The organism is Arthrobacter sp. ISL-95 (assembly GCF_018613695.1).
Taxonomy (GTDB): domain Bacteria; phylum Actinomycetota; class Actinomycetes; order Actinomycetales; family Micrococcaceae; genus Arthrobacter.
Window position 1 is genome coordinate 305,228 of record NZ_JAGGPR010000008.1, and the last position, 20,239, is coordinate 325,466.

Sequence of the window (20,239 nt, forward strand, 5' to 3'; positions counted from 1 at the left end):
AAATGGATCCGCTCGCATTAGCCCTCGTTGAACTGGGGGCCGTCGTCTTCTGCCTCGGTCTCCTTGCTCGACTAGCGGGCCGCATAGGCATGTCCCCCATACCTCTCTACTTGGTGGGGGGCCTGGCTTTCGGAGCCGGCGGGTTCGTCAAGCTCGATGGAATGCACGAGTTCGCTCATCTCTCGGGAGAAATCGGCGTCATCCTCCTGCTGCTTATGCTCGGACTGGAATATACGGCCTCGGAGCTCGTCACGGGCCTTCGCCGATCATGGCAGGCCGGTGTCATGGATTTTGTCCTCAACTTCCTTCCGGGCGCGGGATTGGCCGTTCTTCTGGGTTGGGGACTAGTGGGTGCAATCGTCATGGGTGGCGTCACCTACATCTCGTCGTCCGGCATCGCCGCCAAGGTGATTACCGACCTCGGCCGTATCGGTAACCGCGAGACTCCCGTTGTGCTTTCCATCCTGGTTTTTGAAGACCTCGCCATGGCCATCTACCTCCCCATCCTCACCGCCATCCTTGCCGGTGTGGGGTTCCTGGGCGGACTGCAAACTGTGGGAATTGCCCTTGCCGTGGTCACGGTGGTGTTGGTCATTGCGCTCAAGCACGGCCACCGAGTCTCGCAAGCGGTGCACAGCGAGAACTCGGAAGTCTTCCTCCTCAATGTGCTTGGCCTCGCACTACTCGTGGCGGGCATTGCATCCGCCCTCCAAGTGTCGGCCGCAGTTGGGGCCTTCATGTTGGGCATCGCCATCTCCGGCGCGACGGCACACAACGCCACCAGGATCCTCGAACCATTGCGGGATCTCTTTGCTGCGATCTTCTTCGTTGCGTTCGGGCTCAACACGGACCCCACGTCCATTCCGCCGGTCCTTGGATGGGCTCTGGTGCTGGCGGTTGTCACCGCCGCAACCAAAATGCTCACTGGAATATGGGCCGCCAAGCGCGCCGGCATCGCTGTGCCGGGCCGCTTCCGCGCAGGCGCTGCGTTGATCGCCCGTGGTGAGTTCTCCATTGTCATCGCGGGCCTGGCTGTTGCTTCCGGCGCAGTTCCCGACGAACTCGCCGCTCTCGCTACCGCCTACGTACTCATCATGGCTATCCTCGGTCCACTTGCATCCCGCTTCGTGGAGCCGGTAGTCAAGGCCATCCGAAAGGCTCCGGGAGCCGCACCCCGGACGCCTGAGCGCGCCCCCGCGTAGCAAGCCCGCCATCCACCCACAGACGCCACCCCCGCCGAGGGGCGAGATCTCAGCCCAAAGACCTACCCAAACGGCGAGAGCTAACCCCTCGAGGCCCACCCGCCACGCACACACCACGCCCACACACCACCCCGCCGAGGGGCGAGATCTCAACCCAAAGACCTACCCAAAGCGCCGACAGCTAACCCCTCGAGGCCCACCCGCCACGGATAAGGGCTTCCTCGATGCGGCGAACAACGCCGTCGTAGCCTCGCTCCCGGACCTGCTCCGCCGTGATGACGATCGAGATCCAGCCGTTTGCCGCCAGCAAAGCCTCCCGCCGAATGTCGGACTCCTTCTGCGCGGCGCTGAGGTGATGGCCGCCGTCGTAATTGATAGCGACTTTGAACTCCGGGAAGGCGAGGTCGGGCCACACCAGCTCGCGGCCGGAGGGGTCGCACACCACGTAACTCAGTATTGGTTCGGGCAGGAAAGCGCGGCCCATGGCGAGACGCAGCTTGGGCTCAGGTACTGAATCTGACCCAATCCGTGCCAATTCCAATGCTTCGCGGGCCTTCCGAATACCTCTTGTGCCGACGTGTCGTTCAACTTGAGCTCTCAAATCCTCCAGCGAGCAAAGGGGAGTCCGATTGTGTCCGAAGCTCCTGGTCTGGCTACAGATGAAATGGTCCGCGGCCGCGACCAGATCGTCGAATGGCAGCACTGCGGCAAGATCAAGCCAAGTCCTCGCGGCGCTGGTTACCGGAATGCCATCAACGGAGCCGACGTCTGCCGAAGTGAGAATCATCCGGTGCCCGCGGACTCCCCGGCGTTGTGGTCGAAAGGTTCCGTCCATACGAGTCAGATGTACTAAGAAATCCTGCTGCGCATCCCAAGGCAATGGACATCCCCACAGGATCGCGGCCGTCTCGCGGCAACAAACAGTCCCTTCGCTTATATGCGCGAGGAGTCGGGCCGTGTGTGCAGGGTCCTGTTCCCGACCCCAAGGTACCCGGATTCCCCTGCTGGCGACGTGAAGGTCGCTGTTCCATGCCCGATGGTCTGGCAGACCCGCGGCACGTTGCTCTGCAAGCGAAAATGATCGGCCGTCGAGCTCGATCGGAAGCGGTGAAGGAATCCTCATCAGCCATTGTTGGCATGGCTGAGAATGGCTCGAGAGGTTACCCACAGTGTGGAGGACTAGTGGGGACCATCCGCGCCCATCGAGGGGCGGGATCTCAACCCAAAGAAACCCCCAAAGTGCCGAGAACTAACCCCTCGACACCAAGCACCCAACCGAATCACAACCAACCCCCTCGAGGGGCGGGATCTCAACCCAAAGAAACCCCCAAAGTGCCGAGAGCTAACTCCTCGGCAACAAGGCAACCAAGGGAGAAGACGTTAGATGGACGTCCGGTGGAAGTTCTGGTGGCTGCGGCTCGCGGTGGGTCCACGCTGGCCTTGGTAACGGTTGCCGTATTCACCTGAACCGTAGGGGTGCTCCGCTGAGGACGTCAGCCGGAAGAAGCACAGCTGGCCGATCTTCATGCCCGGCCACAGTTTGATGGGCAACGTGGCAACGTTGGAGAGCTCCAAGGTCACGTGACCAGAGAAGCCGGGGTCAATGAAGCCTGCCGTGGAGTGTGTCAACAGCCCTAGGCGACCCAGGGATGACTTCCCCTCGAGACGCGCAGCGATGTCGTCGGCCAGACTGACAGTTTCGTACGTGGAGCCAAGCACGAATTCTCCCGGGTGAAGGATGAACGGCTCGTCGCCCTCCACTTCCACCAACCGGGTCAGTTCCGGCTGTTCCTCGGCGGGGTCGATGTGGGCGTATTTATGGTTGTCGAAGAGCCGGAAAAACCGGTCAATCCGCACGTCCACGGAGGACGGCTGAACCATCGCGGGGTCGTACGGTTCAAGAACAATCCGTTGGGAGTCTATTTCGGCACGAATATCGCGGTCAGAGATCAGCACAGCATCAAAAATACCCCATGCATTGTCCGCGCCGCCCCATGGGACTATAGTTCCCGGACATGTAGAACCGCGCCCGTACTTGGGGGCAACGAGCATTCGCGGGGTAATTGTGAGAAAAATGGCTGCGCCGGCCGCTATTGTGCTGGCCTGCGCGCTGGCTCTCGGGGTGGCTGCCTCCAGCCAAATTCTTCCGTCAACGGAGACTGTCCCCGGCCCCTCCGTCACTTCTTCCGCCGCTGTCCCGTCAGGACTGACGGCACCGAAGGAAACCACGACGGCGGACCCCGCACCTTCCGCCCCGCTCCCCGCGGCCGGCAGTGAATCCCAACCGACCACCGCGCCCGTCCCCGGTCCCGGGGCTTCGGAGCCGGCACCAGGTGTCACGACGGAGACCGGCTCAGATAGCGGACCCGTCGCGGTGGATCCCGTCTTTGAAACGCCACCTCCCGTGCCCAATATCGGGCCCTCGTGGGGTCCGGACAACCCTTCGGACCCGGGCACCTCCGGACCGCCTGCTACGGAACCGACTCCACAAGGGACCGCTGGAGCAGTCCCGAGTGAAGCCCCGCCGACGGCCCCGGCCGCTGGACCAAACCCATCAGATTTACCCACCGACCCGGCTTCCCCAAGCGAAACCGCCTCACCATCTCCGCCGGCACCAGCCGAATCGACGGCGAGCACGCCACCAACTGAAACCGCCACACCAACCCCGACGGCGCCATCTCAGACGGCATCATCCGAACCGGCGCCATCCGAACCCGCCGCAACCCCGCCACCCACGGCGGCCTCAGATCCGGCCCCTTCTCCAACGACCACCACGCCCTTCCCGGGAAAGAGCCCCAGCGGCGACGTGAATCCGGAGAACGGCGCCCTGGCCCTCCTCCCTGACAGCAACGCGGCAGCAATCCTGACGGTGTTCAACGCGATCAACAGCTACCGTGCGTCGCTTGGCTTGGCCCCGGTGAAGTACCACGCAACGGTGGCCAGTCTGGCCCAGGATTGGTCCAACAACATCGCAACGCGTGAGGTGATCCAGCACCGCGCCAATTTCTGGACAGATCCCCGGGCACTCAATCCGAACAACGGTGCGGGTGAGGTCATAGCCGTCCGCTGGGACCGGGACGCGGCGCAGCTGGTGGAGTGGTGGAAAGGCTCCCCGGGTCATGATGCCCTTCTGCGTGATCCCCGGTTCAACGTCATGGGCATCGGCATCACGTACACGGACGGTAATTGGCAGACCACCCCCAACCGCTACACACTCTGGGGGGTGGTGAATTTCTTCGGCTACACGACTTTGCCGGCAGGGACCACTACGAGCCCTGGCGGCACGGTCCCACCACCAACGGATCCTGTGGCTGTCTGCGAACCGGGCAGCAAGCACCAACCGCCCACCCTCAACCTGAGCGCGGCATCGATCAGCAGCCCAGCGGATATCGTATCGATCGCCGGTGACGGTTCCGTGGTGGCCTACCCCTCGTGGGGTGGCGGCCGGTATGGCGGTGGCAAGAGGATCGGACTCGGGTTTACCGGGCTGAAAGACCTCTTCATTACGGACTGGGACCGTGACGGCGTGTTTGACCTGATCTCCCAAAGGCTTGACGGGGCCCTCCTTGTGTATCCCGGTCTTCAAGCCGGCGGATTCAAGGATCCCGTTGCGCTTGGCCAGGGCTGGGGGACGCTGAACATTGCCGTGGGCACCTGGTGTGCGAACAACCGGCTCCCCCAGATAGTTGCCATGGACGCGGGCGGAAACCTGTATCTCTACAAGAACGCCGGCCTTGCTTACATTCGGTCACAGGCAGCGATCGGTACGGGCTTCCCAGCGATCAAGCTCAGCATGGTGGATTACAACGCCGACGGTTTCCAGGACCTGCTCACCACGGAAGCCAACGGCACCCTCCGTTTGTATCGTGGCAGCGGGCTGGGCACGCCCAAACAGGAATCACGTCCGGTAGTGGGTGCGGAGTGGACCGATTACACGGGGTTGCGGGCACTGCGCGGGGTAACAGGTCCGGACTCCACGGGCATTGCCGGGCTGGATCGCAACGGGGTTGTTGAGTATTGGGATCTCAACACCGGGCGGCTCACTACTCCGGTGACCATCGGCATCGGCTGGGGCGGGCTGAAGTTCGCCCAATAGAACGCAGGCCTAAAGCCCAACCCGGGTGCCGGCGTCGTACGCCAACACCGGTGACTAGCAACAGCCGCGACTAATCGTTCGAGTGGGCTTCGATGGCAACCTTGAGCTGTTCCAACTGCGCTACTTCGCCCTCCAGGGCCTTCTGGATAATGCCGTTCATGAGCTTGCGCAGGCCCTTCGGATGGTATTCGAGGGCGAACCGGAGGCGGGTGGTGTTGCCTTCGGTGCTGAGGTAGAAGCCCCCGGTGGGCCGTGCCGGTCCGGTCACCACGGCGTAGCGGACTTCGGCTCCGGGACGGGCTTCGGTGATCCTGAAGTCGGCGGCGACGGGACGGCCGCCGGGGCCGGTAACCGTCTGTTGGTAGAGGGCACCTTTTTGGCCGCGGACGCCGGACCGAAGCGCGATACTGCGCACTCCCGAACGCCACAGGGAGTTGTTCATCCCGTCCATGAGGAATCCGTAAACGGTCATGGCGTCCCTGCTAATCACCACTTCGTTGGCTGCGAATGCCATGGGAACCTCTTTCGGCGTACGGTCGATTATTCGTAGCCCGGTTCCCCATACGCTGCAGCTAACACCTTCAGAATAGTCAGCGGCGGGGTGTCCGCGACACAAGACGGCCGAGCCTTGACCGAATGGTTATCTGCCATTTTTTCGAGGCACTGCTGACAGGCGACCGCGAGCCGGGTAGAGTGCCTGCGGCTGGCTACAAGCAAATTGGGGGGGCGTTATGCGAGGGAAAGATCATTCGGGTTCCGTGAGGAACGCACGACGACGACTGGCAGCGTGCGCTGCGATCCTCAGTCTGGCGGTAGCTGGCGGGGTCATGGCCGGGTCCCCTGCCACGGCCGCACCTGCCGCCGCAGTACAGGCAGCAGTACAAGCCGCCGTACCCACCGCAGCGAATCCGCTCCCGAGCGTCGACCCTGTGGGCGACCCCGCGAACTTCTCAGTCCTGGTCAACAAGTCCCGGCCCTTAAATCCTGTGAGCTACGCTCCCGGCGACTTGGTCGATGCCCGCGGCTCCGGCCAGTATTTGCGGGCCGAGGCTGCGGCTTGGCTCAATGGTTTGTTCCAAGGTGCGGCTGATGCCGGCACGGGCGGGCTTGCGGTGGTGAGCGGCTACCGTTCCTACGCGCAGCAGCAGCAGGTTTATTCCTATTACGTCAGCATCTACGGCAAGGCCCAGGCGGATCTTATTTCTGCACGCCCGGGACACAGCGAGCATCAGACCGGTTTGGCCGTGGATGTGGGTAACGCCAACGGTTCGTGCGGGCTCAGCACCTGTTTCGGGGATACGGCTGCCGGCATCTGGGTGGCTGCGAATGCCCACAAATACGGTTTCATTGTCCGGTACCCCAACGGCTATACGAACATCACGGGCTACAGCTACGAGCCGTGGCACCTGCGTTACGTCGGTGTTGATCTGGCTACCGATATGAAACGCCGGGGCTTCCCCACTATGGAGCAGTACTTCGCGGGCAACCCTACCGCGTATGCGAGCATCACCTCCGGCGCGGATTTGGTGGCTGCTGACTCGTCCGGCCGGCTCCTCCGGTATCCCGCCCATGGCGGTGGCGGCTATGGCGTTCCCACGATGATCGGCTCCAACTGGCATGGTTTGAAGCAGGCGTTTGTAGTGGACTGGGACGCCGATGGTGTCTACGACATTTTGGCGCAATGGGATAACGGCACTTTGGGTCTGTTCAAGGGTTGGCCTGGCGGTGCTTTCTCCACCCAGATCGTGGTGGGAACGGGTGACTGGGACAAGATGACCATCACTGTAGGCAAATGGTCCGCCGCGCAGGGGTACCCGGGAATCGTGGGCTATTTACCTGATGGCGGGCTGCGCTACTACCCCAACACCTCGGGCAGGGCGCTGACCTACCGGGTGGACATTGGAAGCGGCTGGGCGGGAATGGGCCTGACCATGGCCGACTGGAATGCCGACGGCGCCAACGACATCCTGGCAACCACAACCTCCGGGCACCTGCTCAGCTACCCCGGCAACGGCGGCGGAGGCTTCGCAGGCCTTCCCGCCACCATTGGTTCCGGCTGGGGCACCATGAAGGCGCTGGTTCCGAGCTTCGGTTTGTCGGGTCCAGGCACGCGCGGCGTCACTGCCCAGACCGTGGACGGACTACTCGTCGATTACGCCCTGGGTGCCGGATTCTGGGGTACTCAGCGCCAGGTGGGCAACGGCTGGAATGGGATGAAGTTGTTCAAATAGAGCCAAGGCGGCAAGCGGTGCGCCGGTCATGAGGAGTCCTTCAACTGCGCTAAGCTAGGACTCGCTCGGGGGATTTTTCCCGGGCAACGCGGGCGTAGCTCAATGGTAGAGCGCTAGCTTCCCAAGCTCGATACGCGGGTTCGATTCCCGTCGCCCGCTCCAAGAAAACCCCGGATCCAGCGATCCGGGGTTTCTTTGTCTCAGTACTGAACGCCCGGCCCCCACACGCACAAACAGCCCAGCCCCCTCGTGACTCCGACCACAACACATTCCGGGGAGGTGTATCGTCAGGAGTCAGGAGCCATCGCGGCTCCGCTCTAAGGGAGCCATCATGGGCGACAAATCACCGCGCCAAACTGCATCGAAGAAATCCAGCAAATCCATCAAGGAAAAACGGGCGGATAAGCGGGCTTCCGAGTCTTCCGCTACTGAGGCTGCAAAGCCTTCCACCGGCAACAAGAAGTGACCGCACCAACCGGCCAGCTGAGCGTTGGCGTCCTCGCTTCCTCGCTGAAGCCCAATGAGCGCCGTCTGCCGATCCACCCGCAGCATTTGGAGCGCATAGCTCCTGAAGTTCGCAGCCAACTTCGCTTTGAGCACGGCTACGGAGAGCGGTTTGGTGTCCCGGACAGCAAACTTGAGTCTTTGGTGGGTGGGCTCGGGACCCGCGAGGAATTGATCGCCAACAGCGACGTCATCCTCCTCCCCAAGCCGCAGGCACAGGATTTGGCTGAACTCCGTGACGGTCAAACGTTGTGGGGCTGGCCGCACTGTGTGCAGGACCGGGCCATCACTCAGCTGGCAATCGACAAGAAGCTCACGCTCATCGCCTTCGAGGCCATGAATCACTGGGCCGGAGACGGCGGCTTCGGCCTGCATGTCTTCCACAAGAACAACGAACTCGCCGGATACTGCTCCGTGCTGCATGCCTTGGCACTCACGGGTTCCACGGGCGATTACGGCCGCCGGCTCAGCGCCGTCGTCATTGGCTTCGGTGCCACGGCCCGCGGTGCTGTCACGGCCCTTAATGCCCATGGCATCCACGACGTCCAGGTCCTGACCAACCGGGGCGTCGCCGCCGTCGGGTCTCCGATCCACTCCGTGCGGATTGTGCAGTTCGACCATGACAGCAAGGCGCCGTTCCTCAGCGAGGTCATCACGGACAAGGGGCGCAAGCCCTTGGCGCCGTTCCTGGCCGCGGCGGACATCGTGGTGAACTGCACCTTGCAGGACCCGAACGCCCCGCTGACATACCTTCGCACTGAGGACCTGACGGAATTTCAGCCGGACAGCCTGATTGTGGATGTGTCCTGCGACGAAGGGATGGGCTTCAGCTGGGCGCGGACCACCACGTTCGACGAGCCCATGTTCCGCGTGGGCGGGCACGTCAATTACTACGCCGTGGACCACAGTCCGTCGTACCTTTGGAACTCTGCCAGCTGGGAAATCAGCGAGGCCTTGCTTCCGTTCCTGGACATCGTGACGGCGGGACCGGACGGCTGGGATGCCAACGAGACTGTCTCCCGCGCAATCGAAATCCGCGATGGCGTGATTCGCAATCCGGACGTCCTGGAGTTCCAGGGACGCTCAGCGGAATACCCTCACCTGCCCGCGGCCTAGTTCACGGCAAACAACGCTGGAAACAATGAAGCGCCCCCGGTACACCGGGGGCGCTTCAACCGTTCAGGCCGTTTGCGGTTCCTGCACGATCCGCAGCACCCGCCGCCGATCCCGCAGGTCCACTTTGATGTGCAGGGAAGACTTTCGGGCCAGTACGACGGCGACAACCACCGCGGCGATGGCCGGCACACCACCGGAGATCAGGACGGCCAGGTGGGGACCGAGGTGTTCGGCAAGCCAACCCATCATGGGACCGCCGATTGCCTGCCCACCGATCAGCACTACCAGGTACAAGCTCATGACGCGGCCGCGGATGCTCATGTTGGAGCTGGTCTGCACCATTTGGTTGGCCGCGGTGAGGAACAAGAGGCACCAGAATCCGGCCAGGACCATGGTGACGCTGAACCACACCATGGATGGCATCAGAGACGACACACAGAGCATCAGGCCATACAGCCCGGCGGAGGTCACCACAGACCGCAACCGCAGCTGACGACGGCGGGTGGACGCCACCGCGCCGGTCAGCGCACCGAGCGCAACCATGGCGTTCAGCAGGCCGTAGCCTCCGGCACCGGCGTCGTACACGTGGTCCGCAAACGCGGCCAGCAGCACCGGCAGGCTCATGGCGAAAACTGCCACGAAGCCGGCCATCAGCCACGGCCAGTAGATGGTGGGCTTGCTCAGCGCGTAGTTGAGGCCTTCGCGCAACATTCCCTTCTTGCGGGGAGTCGGCTGGCTGAGGTGCAGCTGGTCTTTGCGCAGGATCAGCAGCATAGCGACAGTGGAGCAACATGCCACCGCATTCGCGGCGAAAGCCCAACCGGCACCCACTGCGGTGAGCAGCACGCCGGCCAAGGCGGGACCGATCAGTCCGCCGAGCTGGAACGTTGTGGAGTTCACGCTGATGGCGTTCCGCAGGTACTTGGGGCCGACGAGCTCGTTGACGAACACTTGCCGGGCCGGCTGGTCAAGAACGGTCACAAACCCCAGGACCAGGGCGATGACGTACACGTGCCAGACTTCAACGCGCTGGCTCAGGGAGAGCGCCGCCAACACCGCGGCCAGCACGGCCGCCGCAGATTGGCAGATGATGAGGATCTTTCGCTTGGCGAAACGGTCGGCAATCATGCCGCCCCACGGGCCAAGGAAAAGTGAAGGCATGAACTGCAACGCCACAGTAATTCCGACGGCGGTGACGGAACCGGACAGTTGGAGCACCATCCAGTCCTGAGCGATGCGCTGCATCCAGATCGCGATCACGGCGATGAAGTGGCCTATCGCGAAGATCCTGAAGTTGGGGACCTTCAGGGAGATGAAGGTATGCCGCCAGGGCAGCTTCTCACTCACGACGGCGAGTGGCTGGGTGACGGTGTCCGCTGGCTGAGGTGCGGACAGGGAATCGATGACGGGCTGGCTGACGTTTGCCGCTGAAGGCGGTGGGGGTGCCAAAGGTAGTCCTCGGATGGAGAGTTTCGGTGGGATGCGTTTAACGCTAGGGTTGCCAGCAGCAATTATGGAAGCGTATTGCGCCTATAACTAGCATTGCGGAATGCAATGAGTCCTTTTCATCGGCGCAGTACTCCGGCCCGGCGTTGACCTGCGCTTTAGGAGTTCCGTGTTCGAACCTGTCCAGCTCCGTTCCTTTTTGGCCGTCGCGGAAACGCTGAGTTTCACAAAGGCTGCAGAGCGTCTTGGGCTCGCGCAGCCCACAGTCAGCCAGCATGTCCGCAAGCTTGAAGCTTCGGCCAAAAGGGTGCTGGTTGCCCGCGATACGCGCGAGGTCCGGCTCACCGACAACGGCGACGCCATGGCCGGTTTTGCCCGCAACATCCTTGCCGCCCACGACTCCGCTGCCCGCTACTTTTCGGGTTCGGCCATGCGCGGGCGCCTCCGATTCGGAACCGCCGACGACCTTGCTATCACCGGCCTGCCCAGGATCCTCCGCGAGTTCCGGCAGTTGTACCCGCAGATCAACTTGGAGCTCACGGTCAGCCAAAGCGACCAGCTCTACAAACGCCTCAATGCCGGGCAATTGGACCTGGTGTTCGTGAAATGGGTGGCTGGCGCCAAGGAGGGCACGGTGGTCCGGCACGACAACTTCGCGTGGGTGGGCGTAGAACAGACCGTACTGGAACCCGGGGCCCCGGTCCCGCTCATCGCCTACCCCGCACCGAGCCTGAGCCGGAAGCTGGCTATCGATGCCCTGGAAGCCGAAGGCCGGACCTGGCGGATCACCTGCAGCACCAAGCAGATCAGCGGAGTACTCGCCGCCGTGCGCGCCGGCATTGGAGTTGCCGTAATGCCGGCATCGCTGGTTCCGGAGGACCTCAAGGTCATTACGCAGAGGTTCGGATTGCCACCGGTGGGCGATGTCGATTTCACGCTCATCCGCAACCCATTGGCCAACGCTGAAGTGATCGACGCCCTCACGCAGGCCATCATGGGCAGGACGCTAAGTAAGTCGAACTAGCCGGCAGGCGTAGTACGCTCACCGAATGATTCACGCCAAGCTCACCCAGCCGTCTGCCAGCTTCCATGCCTCGTGGCTGGAAAGTTACGACGAATGGGGAACCCTGGACCAAGACGGTTCTGCAGCCTTTGTGGCTGCGAGGTACCACCTGGATCTTCGCGACAACAGCGACTTCGCCGAATGGGTTCAGGTGCTGCACCAGATGGCCAAGGACGACTTTCAACCTCCTGAAGGTTTGGCCAACCAGAGCACCATCTGGGTGGTTCGGGACGATGCATATTTGGGCGCCGTCAGCCTCAGGCACTCCTTGATAAATGAATACTTGACCGAGGTGGGTGGTCACATTGGCTACGGAATACGGCCAAGCGCAAGGGGTCACGGCCTCGCCAAATTCGCGCTGAACGGGGCCTTGAAAGAAGCGCGTGCACTCGGAATGGAACGGGTGATGGTCACTTGCAAGCAGCCCAACGTGGCATCCGCCCGCACCATCGAAGCCTGTGGCGGCACTCTCGAAAGCGTTCGCCCTCCAGAGAGCTTCGCCCCGGATTTGGGCGTCACTGAACCAATCCGCCGTTATTGGATAGATCTGCAGGGTACAGATGTGCTCGGTCATGGTCATCGCTGACTGGGCACGTACGCCGCACCCTTTTACGCCGTTTGCACCCGTAACCTCTGGTGCGCACGGCGGGAACGGGTGCGGTGTTAGCGCGTAAGGGGTGCGCACAGCGGAAACAGGTGCGGTGTTAGTGCGTGAGGGGTGCGCACGGCGGGAGCAGGTGCGCCGCGCGTGCTGACCACACCCACCCCGGCCACCCCGAACTTGGCAGCGGTTCCCCCTGCCGCACCCTTTTACGCCATTTGCACCCGTAACCTCTGGTGCGCACGGCGGGAACGGGTGCGGTGTTAGCGCGTAAGGGGTGCGCACGGCGGAAACGGGTGCCGTGCCCGTGCTGACCACACCCACCCCGGCCACCCCAAACTCGGCAGCAGCTCCCCCTGCCGCACCCTTTTACGCCGTTTGCACCCGTAACCTCTGGTGCGCACGGCGGGAACGGGTGCGGTGTTAGGGCGTGAGGGGTGCGCACAGCGGGAACAGGTGCGCCGCGCGTGCTGAGCACACCCACCCCGGCCACCCCAAACTCGGCAGCAGCTCCCCCTACCGCACCCTTTTACGCCATTTGCACCCGTAACCTCTGGTGCGCACGGCGGGAACGGGTGCTGTGTTAGCGCGTAAAGGGTGCGCACAGCGGAAACGGGTGCTGTGTTAGCGCGTAAAGGGTGCGCACAGCGGAAACGGGTGCTGTGTTAGCGCGTAAAGGGTGCGCACGGCGGGAACGGGTGCCGTGCCCGTGCTGACCGCACCCACCCCGGCCACCCCGAACTCGGCAGCAGCTCCCCCTGCCGCACCCTTTTACGCCGTTTGCACACGTAACCTCTGGTGCGCAGGGTGGGAACGTGTGCGGTGTTAGCGCGTAAAGGGTGCGCACGGCGGGAACGGGTGCGGTGTTAGTGCGAGAGGGGTGCGCACGGCGGGAACGGGTGCGGTGTTAGTGCGAGAGGGGTGCGCACGGCGGGAACGGGTGCGCGGATGTGTTCAGTAGGCGATACACCCTTACCGGGTAAGCGCATTCCCGCTATCCTGTGAAGATGATCGACCTCACCACGCTGGCTGACCTCACGCCGGGCATTTGTTCAGTCACTCTCCGCTCGAAAGGGATTGAAGAGGTGGTCCACATTTCCTCGAATGCGGGCCTGGCCGGCATCGAGTGGGGCACCGATGTTCACGTCAGCGATGCCGATTCAGCCCAGCACGCCAAGAATGCAACAGCAGCGGCCGGGCTCAGTGTCCTATCGCTCGGCTCGTACTACCGTTGCGGTGTGTTCGGAGACTTCGGACGGGTGCTGGACATCGCCACAGCGCTTGGTGCGCCCAGGATCCGAGTATGGGCCGGGGAACGTGGCTCCGCCGAAGCCACTGAAGATCACTGGGACGCGGTGGTCGAAGACACTCGGCGCATTGCCGATCTGGCAGCCGAACGCGGGGTGGCCATCGCTTTTGAGTACCACGGCAACACCCTCACCGACTCCCCCGCGACCACGCTCAACTTACTGAACCGGGTGAATCACTCCAATGTGGGCACGTACTGGCAGCCCGCCGTCGGACTTTCAGACCAGCAGGCGCTGGACTCGCTCCACCAGGTCCTGCCGCATGTAGTGGGCGTGCATTGTTTCTCGTGGGGGCCGGAAGCCGAGCGCTTCCCGCTGCGGAATCGGAAGCTGCTGTGGCAGACCGTTACGGACGTCCTCCGCGGCAACGGCAAGGACATGGACATCATGCTGGAATTTGTCCAGGACGACCTTCCGGACAATGTGCTCAACGACGCCACTTTCCTGCACACCATCACGTTGGGCGAGGACTAACGCCCCCTTACGCAGCGCGGGTTACGCAGTCCAGCCCATCCGCCGAAGCCACGCGGCGCAGAGCCCGGTCCATTGCTCGGCGCCGGGTGTTCCGGAGGCCAAACCAATCCCGTGAATTCCGCTCGGGAAAACGTGAAGCTCCACCGGAACACCGGCCCCGCTCAGCGCGCCTGCGTACGCGAGGCTGTGGCTGACGGGGACTGATTGATCATCGGCGGTGTGCCACAGGAACGCGGGCGGCGTGGATGAGGTGACGTGAAGTTCCGTTGACAGCCCTCGCAGGACGTCAGGCGCGGCGCCCATTCCGGCGAGATTGTCCACGGACCCCTGATGAACGGAATCCACGAAGGAAATTACCGGGTAACAGAGGATGCTGAGGTCCGGCACGGCACCGGAAACGTCCAACGCAGGATCGCCGCTGGCCACCTGCACGGACAAGGTGGCCGCAAGATGCCCACCGGCAGAGAACCCGAGGACCCCCACCCGATCCGGATCAACGTTCAATCCGTGATCGCCATCCCGGATCCACAGCATTGCCTGCTTCGCATCCAGCAACGGGGCCGGGTGCTGATCCGGCGCCACCCGGTAGCGCAGCACAAAAGCGTGGATCCCCAGCGAGGCGAGCCATTCAGCCACAGGCTCGGCTTCGTGATCTGTCGTTTTCGCGTAGCCGCCGCCGGGAAGGACCAGGACGGCTGGCGCTGACTCGGCTGAGTGCCCACCATTGCTGGAAACCCCGACGGCGGGAATCACCGTGAGCGCCCGGGGCGCTTCAACCGTCGCGGCGGTCATACCTGCGATTCCACCGGGGTTTCAGTGCTGCGGCGTAGCTTGACCGCCCCGCTGACAGGAGGGGTGTCAGGATCCCCGGCAGCGAGACGGCCAATGTCCTCGAGGGGCAAATGCACCGTGGACAGGGCCGGCCGGAAGTCACGCAGGGTCTCAATATCGTCAAAACCGGCAATGGTGGCATCCCGGGGAATCCATACGCCTTCGGGTCGGAGCGCGGCGGTAACACCAATGGCCATGACGTCGTTTACGGCAAAGATGCAGAGTCGTTCTTTGGAGGCCTTGATCCGATCGGCGAGCGCGAGTCCGGCGTCGTATCCTCCCGCACGGTTGAAGCCGGTGCGGATGATTTCCGCTGCGGGCCTGCCGGCGTCGGTGAGTCCTCGCTGAAAACCGCGCACACGGTCGTCGGAGGTGTAGAGCCCTTCGGGGCCGGCAACGATCAGGAACTCGCCGTGGTGAGTAGCGGCTAGTTCGGCGGCGAGGCCGGCAGCGAGTTCCTCGTTAGGGACCTTCACCACGTGGTAGCCCTCGGTGGTGGACGCGCCAACCACCGGGTGTCCCACTACGCCCACGTGCCCTCCGTTACGGCAATAGCGGTCCAATTCTGCGGCGAGTTCGGTGTTGCCTTGCTTGTCCTGGGCACGGACGGAGCGCGAGCCGGCGATCACGATGGAGTCGGCACGGCGGGCGGCGAACGCAGCTACTGCTTCTTTTTCGTCATGCGGGGCGCCGGATGTGCTGGCCAGCAGGACCATACGGTTTTGCTGACGGGCTGCTTCCTGGACTCCGCGGGCGATGGCTGAGAAATAGGGGTCGGCAATGTCGTGGACAATGAGGCCGATCAATCCTGAGCTCGATTTCGCCAAGGCCTGCGCCTGCGCGTTGGGGACGTAACCGAGCTTTTCGGCGGCGTCGCGAACGCGTCCTGCGATGTCCTCAGCCGGTTTACGCGATGAGCCGTTGAGGACCCGGGATGCCGTGGCCAGGGAGACCCCGGCTAGACGGGCAACTTCACTCAGTGTGCTGGCGGCCACGGGGCCCTCCTTTTCTGCAAGCGTCGGGACTGGCGCTAAGGAAATTATGGCAGTCTTTCGCGAACTTCGGGAAAGCGCTTGCCAATCCGGCGCGTCATGGTGCATGATCGATTGCAACGGGAATGCGCTTTCCCACATGAACTGCAAGCACCGGCATCCGCTGAGCGACCGGCACCCAAGGCACTGGAGAAAACATGGGCTACGAAACAAAGACGATCCGCATCGCCATGAACGGCATCACCGGACGCATGGGCTACCGCCAGCACTTGCTGCGGTCCATCCTGCCCATCCGCGATGCCGGGGGCTTCACCCTGGAAGACGGCACCAAGGTTCAGGTTGAGCCGATCCTCGTTGGCCGCAACGAAGCCAAGATCCGCGAACTGGCCGAGCTCCACAAGGTTTCCGAATGGACCACGGACCTCGACGCCGTGATCGCCGATCCCACCGTGGACATCATCTTTGACGCTTCCATGACCAGCCTTCGCGCCGCCACGTTGAAGAAGGCAATGCGCGCCGGCAAGCACATCTTCACCGAGAAGCCCACGGCCGAGACCCTCGAAGAGGCAATTGAGCTGGCACAGATCGGCAAGGAAGCCGGCGTCACTGCAGGCGTTGTGCATGACAAGCTCTACCTCCCCGGCCTGGTCAAGCTCCGCCGCCTGGTGGACGAAGGCTTCTTCGGCCGCATCCTCTCCATCCGTGGCGAATTCGGCTACTGGGTCTTCGAAGGCGACGTCCAAGCTGCTCAGCGTCCGTCCTGGAACTACCGCAAGGAAGACGGCGGCGGAATGACCACGGACATGTTCTGCCACTGGAACTACGTCCTTGAAGGCATCATCGGCAAGGTCAAGAGCGTCAACGCCAAGACCGCCACGCACATCCCCGCACGTTGGGACGAGGCCGGCAAGGAATACAAGGCCACCGCAGACGACGCTTCCTACGGCATCTTCGAACTCGAAACCCCGGGCGGCGACGACGTCATCGGCCAGATCAATTCCTCCTGGGCCGTTCGCGTCTACCGCGACGAACTGGTTGAGTTCCAGATCGACGGCACGCACGGTTCCGCCGTCGCCGGTTTGAACAAGTGCGTTGCGCAGCAGCGCGCCCACACCCCCAAGCCCGTCTGGAACCCGGACCTGCCCGTCACCGAATCGTTCCGCAGTCAGTGGCAGGAAGTTCCCGCCAACGCTGAACTGGACAACGGCTTCAAGCTGCAGTGGGAAGAATTTCTGCGCGACGTCGTTGCCGGCCGCGAGCACCGCTTCGGCCTGCTCTCCGCAGCACGCGGCGTGCAGCTGGCCGAACTCGGCCTGCAGTCCTCCGCCGAGCGCCGCACCATCGACATCCCGGAGATCACCCTCTAATGACGTCACTGATTCTTCCCACCAACGACGGCGGCACCCGCGAGTACCGCCTTCAGGCAGCCACATCGTGGGCCAAACCAACCGCTCCTTTGACGGCCCGCCGCGCCTACGCCGCAGCCCACGTCATCCCTGAGGTCGCCGCGGACAACACGCCCGGCGCACCGGCCCAGCTCGACTGGGACGCCACGCTGGCCTACCGGCACGAGCTGTGGTCCTACGGCCTGGGCGTTGCTGATGCCATGGACACCGCCCAGCGCGGCATGGGCCTGGACTGGGCAGCCACGCAGCAGCTCATCAAGCGCACCGGCGCAGAAGCTGCCTCCGTTGTTTCGGCAGGCAACGCCGCCGTTACCGGCAAGTCCGTCCGCGACCTCGTGTCGTGCGGCGCAGGCACCGATCAGTTGGACATCGCCGCGCTCCCCGAGGGTGCAGCGGGCATCCGGGCTGTCATCGACGCCTACCGCGAGCAGATCGCCGTCGTCAGCGAGGCCGGACCCAAGGTCATCCTCATGGCATCCCGCGCCCTGGCCAAGGTTGCCAACGGTGCCGACGACTACCTGCACGTCTACTCGACGCTCCTGCAGGAAGTTGACCAGCCCGTCATCCTGCATTGGCTTGGCACTATGTTCGACCCCGCCCTGGCCGGATACTGGGGCTCCGACGACGTCTCAGTTGCCACCGAAACGTTCCTCAGCCTGATCCGCGAGCACTCGGACAAAGTTGACGGCGTGAAGGTTTCGCTGCTGGATGCATCGCATGAGGTTGCTCTCCGCGCCAACCTTCCGGAAGGCGTCCGCCTCTACACCGGCGACGACTTCAACTACCCGGAACTGATCGACGGCGACGCCACCCACCACTCGGACGCCCTGCTGGGCATCTTCGCTGCCATCTACCCGGCCGCTTCGGTTGCCTTGCAGAAGTACGACGCCGGGCAAGGTGCCGAGGGTCGCGCAGTCCTGGACTCCACCCGTGAGCTCGGAAAGCACATCTTCAGTGCACCCACGTTCTACTACAAGACCGGCATCGCCTTCATGTCCTGGCTCAACGGCAAGCAGCCCGGTTTCCAAATGGTAGGCGGCCTGCACTCGGGCCGTTCGGTCCTCCACCTGGCCAAGACCTTCGAACTGGCAGACCAAGCCGGTTTGCTGAAGGATCCGTCGCTGGCCGCGTTCCGGATGTCCGACTTCCTGCGGATCAACGGGGTGGGCGCATGAGCCCGGATTTCTCACGGCTGTCACTGAACAGCGCCACCACCAAGAAGTGGACGCTCGCCGAAGCCGTTGATGGTTGCGCCCGCGCCGGCATCCCCGCGATCGGGCCGTGGCGTGACCGCGTGGCCGAGGCCGGACTGGATAAAGCAGCCAAGCTCATCAAGGATGCTGGCCTGAGGGTTTCCTCGCTCTGCCGCGGAGGTTTCCTCACGGCGGCAGATCCGGAGGGACAGGCCGCAGCACTGGCCGACAACTTCGAAGCCGTCCGTGAAGCAGTAGCCCTGGACACGCAGGAACTGTTCCTGGTGGTTGGCGGGCTCGCTCCAGGTGAGAAGGACGTTGTGGCAGCACGCCAGCGCGTCGCTGATCGTCTTGAGGAACTTGTGCCCTTTGCCTCAGAAAACGGCGTCCGCTTGGTGCTGGAGCCCCTGCACCCGATGTACGCTGCCGACCGCGCGCTGATCTCCACCCTTGGCCAGGCACTCGATCTTGCCGCGCCCTACGACGCAAAGGCTGTGGGCGTCGCCGTCGATACCTTCCACGTCTGGTGGGATCCGGAACTGAAGGCGCAGATCGAACGTGCCGGGCGCGAAAACCGCATTGCCTCCTACCAGGTATGCGACTTCAACCTGCCGATCGCTGCGGACGCGCTGTTGTCCCGCGGCATGATGGGCGACGGCGTCATCGACTTCGCAACGATCGGCACCTGGGTCAGGGACACCGGATACACGGGCGACATCGAAGTTGAAATCTTCAATCAGGAAATCTGGGATGCCGATGGTGACACCGTCCTGGAAACCATGAAGCAGCGCTACGCGGAGCTTGTTCTCCCGTTCGCATAACAACGTGATCCTCTCGCGGATGCCCTAAGCTCCGCGGGAGGATCGCTCCAAGAACCAGCGGGTTCCTGCCAAGGTCACGGCAGGGGCCCGCTTTTTGGTGCCCGGCTTTGTGTCTGCTGTGAGTCACGGAACGGGCAGGTGAGATAAAAGGTACACAGCGGAAACATTGCGTCGATGGGAGGAAACAATGCCCACCTACGCTGGTTTTACCTGGACAGAGACGTCCACGAAACCACCGAAAGGACACCACCATGATGCTCTTGAAGACACTCAGCTTCTTCCTCGATGCCAGCGGCAGCCAGAGCGGCCCCTCCGGCGAATCCAACCCGAAGCACTCCCCCGCCATTGCCACCGAGCGTCTGACATCCAGCGCTTGGGAGGGCTGGTGGGATGACGCCGATCAAGGCTTTCCCGCCGAGGCCTGAGCTTTCAGCCCGCCACGAGCCCGCCCCAAGACCACTCGGTGAGGCGCAGCCCGGCAGGGACGTCGTCAGCTGAACGCTCATAGCGCGCCATGGTGTTCGTAGTAACCCAAGCGAAGTAATCATGCAGGACTGTGCGGAGCGGATCATCCACCACGCCCACGTCCGTTAGCGCTTGGTCAAAGCACCCGATCGCCCGTGGCCAGCGCCAGGAAAAAGTCCGCACCGCCCGCCGCCTCGTACACCGTTTGCATGGTGAAACCATGACATGAGTGCGGCCGGACGGGAAGTGAAAGTTGAGGCTGGGCGAATTCAGGATGCTCGCGCAGCGAGCTGTACCTTGGCCTTCGGCAACCCGATAAAGGTGACCGAGCCGCCGTCGTGCCCTTTCAGTTCCAGCGTGATGTTTCGCGATCCCTCTTGGGACTCCACTGAGTTGACTTGGAAAACCTCACCGCTGATCCGGACGTTGTCGCCACCCTTGATGGCTTTGAGCTTCTTCTGTTGCACATCAGTGCGCATTTCAGGAGTCTC

21 protein-coding genes and 1 tRNA gene are annotated in these 20,239 nt (G+C 63.1%); 14 read left to right on the forward strand and 8 right to left on the reverse strand.

The window, feature by feature from the left end:
* Window positions 1–2 precede the first annotated feature (2 nt).
* Window positions 3–1,202, forward strand: coding sequence for a cation:proton antiporter (locus J7I86_RS13575; protein ID WP_214820604.1), 1,200 nt, complete (start codon window positions 3–5; stop codon window positions 1,200–1,202).
* 181 nt (window positions 1,203–1,383) lie between these two features.
* Here J7I86_RS13575 and J7I86_RS22880 read toward each other — a convergent pair whose 3' ends face one another.
* Window positions 1,384–1,737, reverse strand: coding sequence for an endonuclease domain-containing protein (locus tag J7I86_RS22880; RefSeq protein WP_286179745.1), 354 nt, complete (start codon window positions 1,735–1,737; stop codon window positions 1,384–1,386).
* Between the two features lie 96 nt (window positions 1,738–1,833).
* Here J7I86_RS22880 and J7I86_RS22885 point away from each other — a divergent pair, with 96 nt between their 5' ends.
* Complete coding sequence (locus tag J7I86_RS22885; protein WP_286179746.1) at window positions 1,834–2,055, forward strand: hypothetical protein; 222 nt, start codon at window positions 1,834–1,836, stop codon at window positions 2,053–2,055.
* A 527-nt stretch (window positions 2,056–2,582) separates the two neighbouring features.
* Here the strand turns inward: J7I86_RS22885 and dcd are convergent.
* Window positions 2,583–3,158: a dCTP deaminase gene (gene dcd, locus J7I86_RS13585; RefSeq protein ID WP_011776299.1), complete on the reverse strand. Its 576-nt coding sequence runs from the start codon at window positions 3,156–3,158 to the stop codon at window positions 2,583–2,585.
* An 850-nt stretch (window positions 3,159–4,008) separates the two neighbouring features.
* Between dcd and J7I86_RS13590 the strand changes: the two genes are divergently transcribed.
* Entirely contained in the window at window positions 4,009–5,298 is a 1,290-nt protein-coding gene (locus J7I86_RS13590) for a CAP domain-containing protein (RefSeq protein ID WP_309476730.1), read from the forward strand.
* A 70-nt stretch (window positions 5,299–5,368) separates the two neighbouring features.
* Here the strand turns inward: J7I86_RS13590 and J7I86_RS13595 are convergent, their stop codons facing one another.
* Window positions 5,369–5,812: an SRPBCC family protein gene (locus J7I86_RS13595; protein ID WP_214820608.1), complete on the reverse strand. Its 444-nt coding sequence runs from the start codon at window positions 5,810–5,812 to the stop codon at window positions 5,369–5,371.
* A gap of 244 nt (window positions 5,813–6,056) precedes the next feature.
* Here J7I86_RS13595 and J7I86_RS13600 point away from each other — a divergent pair, with 244 nt between their 5' ends.
* The 4 genes from J7I86_RS13600 to J7I86_RS13610 all read left to right on the forward strand — a co-directional run bounded on the left by J7I86_RS13600 (window position 6,057) and on the right by J7I86_RS13610 (window position 9,149).
* Window positions 6,057–7,529, forward strand: coding sequence for a M15 family metallopeptidase (locus J7I86_RS13600; protein WP_309476731.1), 1,473 nt, complete (start codon window positions 6,057–6,059; stop codon window positions 7,527–7,529).
* Window positions 7,530–7,617: 88 nt separating this feature from the next.
* A tRNA-Gly gene (locus J7I86_RS13605) sits at window positions 7,618–7,691 on the forward strand.
* A gap of 169 nt (window positions 7,692–7,860) precedes the next feature.
* Window positions 7,861–7,995: a hypothetical protein gene (locus tag J7I86_RS22890; RefSeq protein ID WP_011776304.1), complete on the forward strand. Its 135-nt coding sequence runs from the start codon at window positions 7,861–7,863 to the stop codon at window positions 7,993–7,995.
* Window positions 7,992–9,149, forward strand: coding sequence for a N(5)-(carboxyethyl)ornithine synthase (locus J7I86_RS13610; protein ID WP_214820612.1), 1,158 nt, complete (start codon window positions 7,992–7,994; stop codon window positions 9,147–9,149). Before J7I86_RS22890 ends, J7I86_RS13610 begins: the two co-directional genes overlap by 4 nt.
* A 63-nt stretch (window positions 9,150–9,212) precedes the next feature.
* On the opposite strand, the gene J7I86_RS13615 is transcribed toward J7I86_RS13610, so the two are convergent.
* Window positions 9,213–10,598 (reverse strand): MFS transporter, encoded by a 1,386-nt coding sequence (locus J7I86_RS13615; RefSeq protein ID WP_214820614.1) that lies wholly within the window; start codon window positions 10,596–10,598, stop codon window positions 9,213–9,215.
* A gap of 166 nt (window positions 10,599–10,764) precedes the next feature.
* Between J7I86_RS13615 and J7I86_RS13620 the strand changes: the two genes are divergently transcribed.
* The 3 genes from J7I86_RS13620 (at window position 10,765) to J7I86_RS13630 (ending at window position 14,040) form a co-directional block, all read left to right on the forward strand.
* Entirely contained in the window at window positions 10,765–11,619 is an 855-nt protein-coding gene (locus tag J7I86_RS13620) for a LysR substrate-binding domain-containing protein (RefSeq protein WP_159732880.1), read from the forward strand.
* A gap of 25 nt (window positions 11,620–11,644) precedes the next feature.
* Window positions 11,645–12,244 (forward strand): GNAT family N-acetyltransferase, encoded by a 600-nt coding sequence (locus J7I86_RS13625; protein ID WP_214820617.1) that lies wholly within the window; start codon window positions 11,645–11,647, stop codon window positions 12,242–12,244.
* A 1,022-nt stretch (window positions 12,245–13,266) separates the two neighbouring features.
* Window positions 13,267–14,040 carry a sugar phosphate isomerase/epimerase gene (locus J7I86_RS13630; protein WP_214820618.1) on the forward strand — a complete coding sequence of 258 codons (774 nt, stop codon included), beginning with the start codon at window positions 13,267–13,269 and terminating at the stop codon, window positions 14,038–14,040.
* Window positions 14,041–14,061: 21 nt separating this feature from the next.
* Here J7I86_RS13630 and J7I86_RS13635 read toward each other — a convergent pair whose 3' ends face one another.
* Both J7I86_RS13635 and J7I86_RS13640 read right to left on the reverse strand, forming a co-directional pair.
* Window positions 14,062–14,832, reverse strand: coding sequence for an alpha/beta hydrolase (locus J7I86_RS13635; RefSeq protein WP_214820620.1), 771 nt, complete (start codon window positions 14,830–14,832; stop codon window positions 14,062–14,064).
* Window positions 14,829–15,866: a LacI family DNA-binding transcriptional regulator gene (locus J7I86_RS13640; RefSeq protein WP_214820622.1), complete on the reverse strand. Its 1,038-nt coding sequence runs from the start codon at window positions 15,864–15,866 to the stop codon at window positions 14,829–14,831. The genes J7I86_RS13635 and J7I86_RS13640 overlap by 4 nt, the downstream gene beginning before the upstream one ends.
* Before the next feature lie 194 nt (window positions 15,867–16,060).
* Here J7I86_RS13640 and J7I86_RS13645 point away from each other — a divergent pair, with 194 nt between their 5' ends.
* From J7I86_RS13645 to J7I86_RS13660, 4 genes are all read left to right on the forward strand, one after another.
* Window positions 16,061–17,230 carry a Gfo/Idh/MocA family protein gene (locus tag J7I86_RS13645; RefSeq protein WP_026543316.1) on the forward strand — a complete coding sequence of 390 codons (1,170 nt, stop codon included), beginning with the start codon at window positions 16,061–16,063 and terminating at the stop codon, window positions 17,228–17,230.
* A complete protein-coding gene (locus tag J7I86_RS13650; protein ID WP_214820624.1) occupies window positions 17,230–18,444 on the forward strand; it encodes a dihydrodipicolinate synthase family protein in 1,215 nt (404 codons plus the stop codon). Before J7I86_RS13645 ends, J7I86_RS13650 begins: the two co-directional genes overlap by 1 nt.
* The gene (locus J7I86_RS13655; RefSeq protein ID WP_214820626.1) at window positions 18,441–19,283 is read left to right on the forward strand and encodes a sugar phosphate isomerase/epimerase; all 843 of its coding nucleotides are present in this window, start codon (window positions 18,441–18,443) and stop codon (window positions 19,281–19,283) included. The genes J7I86_RS13650 and J7I86_RS13655 overlap by 4 nt, the downstream gene beginning before the upstream one ends.
* A 251-nt stretch (window positions 19,284–19,534) precedes the next feature.
* Entirely contained in the window at window positions 19,535–19,708 is a 174-nt protein-coding gene (locus J7I86_RS13660) for a hypothetical protein (protein ID WP_214820628.1), read from the forward strand.
* Between the two features lie 4 nt (window positions 19,709–19,712).
* Here J7I86_RS13660 and J7I86_RS13665 read toward each other — a convergent pair whose 3' ends face one another.
* Window positions 19,713–19,931: a hypothetical protein gene (locus J7I86_RS13665; protein WP_214820630.1), complete on the reverse strand. Its 219-nt coding sequence runs from the start codon at window positions 19,929–19,931 to the stop codon at window positions 19,713–19,715.
* A gap of 86 nt (window positions 19,932–20,017) precedes the next feature.
* The gene (locus J7I86_RS13670) at window positions 20,018–20,227 is read right to left on the reverse strand and encodes a hypothetical protein (protein ID WP_214820632.1); all 210 of its coding nucleotides are present in this window, start codon (window positions 20,225–20,227) and stop codon (window positions 20,018–20,020) included.
* Between the last annotated feature and the right edge of the window lie 12 nt (window positions 20,228–20,239).

What these genes read in the sequence shown, in the direction of transcription:
- J7I86_RS13655 (WP_214820626.1), top strand. Translation starts at nt 18,441, where the DNA reads ATGAGCCCGGATTTCTCACGGCTGTCACTGAACAGCGCCACCACCAAG.
- J7I86_RS13650 (WP_214820624.1), top strand. Translation starts at nt 17,230, where the DNA reads ATGACGTCACTGATTCTTCCCACCAACGACGGCGGCACCCGCGAGTAC.
- J7I86_RS13625 (WP_214820617.1), top strand. Translation starts at nt 11,645, where the DNA reads ATGATTCACGCCAAGCTCACCCAGCCGTCTGCCAGCTTCCATGCCTCG.
- J7I86_RS13635 (WP_214820620.1), bottom strand. Translation starts at nt 14,832, where the DNA reads ATGACCGCCGCGACGGTTGAAGCGCCCCGGGCGCTCACGGTGATTCCC.
- J7I86_RS22890 (WP_011776304.1), top strand. Translation starts at nt 7,861, where the DNA reads ATGGGCGACAAATCACCGCGCCAAACTGCATCGAAGAAATCCAGCAAA.
- J7I86_RS13595 (WP_214820608.1), bottom strand. Translation starts at nt 5,812, where the DNA reads ATGGCATTCGCAGCCAACGAAGTGGTGATTAGCAGGGACGCCATGACC.
- J7I86_RS13660 (WP_214820628.1), top strand. Translation starts at nt 19,535, where the DNA reads ATGATGCTCTTGAAGACACTCAGCTTCTTCCTCGATGCCAGCGGCAGC.
- J7I86_RS13645 (WP_026543316.1), top strand. Translation starts at nt 16,061, where the DNA reads ATGGGCTACGAAACAAAGACGATCCGCATCGCCATGAACGGCATCACC.
- J7I86_RS13630 (WP_214820618.1), top strand. Translation starts at nt 13,267, where the DNA reads ATGATCGACCTCACCACGCTGGCTGACCTCACGCCGGGCATTTGTTCA.
- J7I86_RS13575 (WP_214820604.1), top strand. Translation starts at nt 3, where the DNA reads ATGGATCCGCTCGCATTAGCCCTCGTTGAACTGGGGGCCGTCGTCTTC.
- J7I86_RS13670 (WP_214820632.1), bottom strand. Translation starts at nt 20,227, where the DNA reads ATGCGCACTGATGTGCAACAGAAGAAGCTCAAAGCCATCAAGGGTGGC.